This is a genomic window from Streptomyces sp. NPDC057654 (assembly GCF_042800135.1).
GTDB lineage: Bacteria > Actinomycetota > Actinomycetes > Streptomycetales > Streptomycetaceae > Streptomyces.
Genome location: NZ_JBHVHQ010001313.1, coordinates 1 through 1570, shown reverse-complemented (window position 1 = coordinate 1570; position 1570 = coordinate 1). Strand labels below are relative to the sequence as shown.

The 1570-nt window shown below is 73.1% G+C and carries 2 protein-coding genes; both read left to right on the top strand.

The annotated features are described in order from the left end of the window. Positions 1-112: 112 nt before the first annotated feature. Positions 113-877: a methyltransferase gene (locus ACFU99_RS43160; RefSeq protein WP_384404133.1), complete on the top strand. Its 765-nt coding sequence runs from the start codon at positions 113-115 to the stop codon at positions 875-877. Positions 878-1114: 237 nt separating this feature from the next. Beyond that, the gene (locus ACFU99_RS43155; protein WP_384404130.1) at positions 1115-1522 is read left to right on the top strand and encodes a DUF3040 domain-containing protein; all 408 of its coding nucleotides are present in this window, start codon (positions 1115-1117) and stop codon (positions 1520-1522) included. The last annotated feature ends 48 nt before the right edge of the window (positions 1523-1570 follow it).

Below are 1570 nucleotides of genomic sequence, written 5' to 3'. Positions count from 1 at the left end.
CGCCATTCGCGGGGGGCCCCCGCCCACCACCGCCATCGCCCCTTACTTATACCCGCCCTACCGCAGCCGGCCCCCTGGGGGGGGGCGACACCGCGCCGAGGAGCCACCCGACGTGTCAGACCCGCAGCGCCCCCGCGCGTCCCTCCGCACCGCCGTGGTCTGGGACGTACTCGAAGACGCCCTGGACCGCAGGGGCAAGACCGCCGGGAGCGGCGCGGCGGGCGTCCTCGACGTGCTGGACACCGGCGGCGGCACCGGCAACTTCGCCGTGCCGGTCGCCCGGCTCGGCCACCGCGTCACCGTCGTCGACCCCAGCCCCAACGCGCTCTTCGCGCTGGAGCGCCGGGCCGCCGAGGCCGGGGTCGCCGATCGCGTGCGCGGCGTCCAGGGAGATGTCCACGGCCTCTTCGACGTCGTCGAGCGCGGCGGCTACGACGCGGTCCTGTGCCACGGCGTCCTGGAGTACGTGGACGACCCCGCCGAGGACCTGCGCAATGTCGTCGACGCCCTCCGCCCCGCCGGCACCCTCAGCCTGCTCGCCGCCGGGCTGGGCGGCGCCGTGCTCGCCCGCGCCCTCGCCGGCCACTTCACCGAGGCCCGGCAGGCGCTCACCGACCCCGCCGGACGCTGGGGCGACGGGGACCCCGTGCCGCACCGCTTCACCGCCGAGACGCTCTCCCAGCTGATCGGCGAGGCCGGTCTGGACGTCAGCGCGATACACGGCGTGCGCGTCTTCGCCGACCTGGTGCCCGGCGTGCTCGTCGACACCGAGCCCGGCGCGATGGATGCCCTGCTGCGGCTCGAAGCGGCGGTCGCCGAGCTCCCCGCCTTCCACTCCGTCGCCACCCAGCTGCACGTACTCGCCGAGCGAGGCTGACCGCACCCCATCCGTCGCAGGCCACCCGATCAGCCGCTTCGCCCCGTATGATCGGGGTACACCGTCCGGCATGGCGGATCGGCGGGTGGGGAATGCACGTTCCGACAGCTTCGATTGTCACACCGGCAACGGTGGGTAATTGGCGCAGAGGGGCGGGTATCACGGGGGCGATTCCCTGCCTATCCTGAAAGGGTCGCACCCCGGTCGCCCCCCGCGACCGACGAGTAGGAGGACTCCGTGCCGCTCTCGGAGCACGAGCAGCGCATGCTCGAGCAGATGGAGCGAGCGCTGTACGCCGAAGATCCCAAATTCGCGACAGCGCTTGAGGGCAGCGGCCTGCGCACGTACACCCGGCGACGGGTCTACCAGGCGGTCGCGGGTTTTCTGGTGGGTATCGCGCTCCTCATGGCCGGAATGGTCGCCCAGCAGATCTGGATCAGCGTGGTGGGCTTCCTCGTCATGCTGGGGTGCGCGGTGCTCGCGGTCACGGGATGGCGCAAAGCGCCGAAACCGGGAGAGCAGGGTGCCGGCGCCGGAGCCTCCGGCGGTTCTGCCCCAACCCGCCGCCAGTCTCGTCAGCGCCGGTCCATGATGGGGCGCATCGAGGAGCGCTGGCAGCGCCGCCGCGACGAACAGGGCCACTGAGCCCCGGCATCTTCCGTACGGGCGCGGCCCAGGACCCTGGTCCTGGGC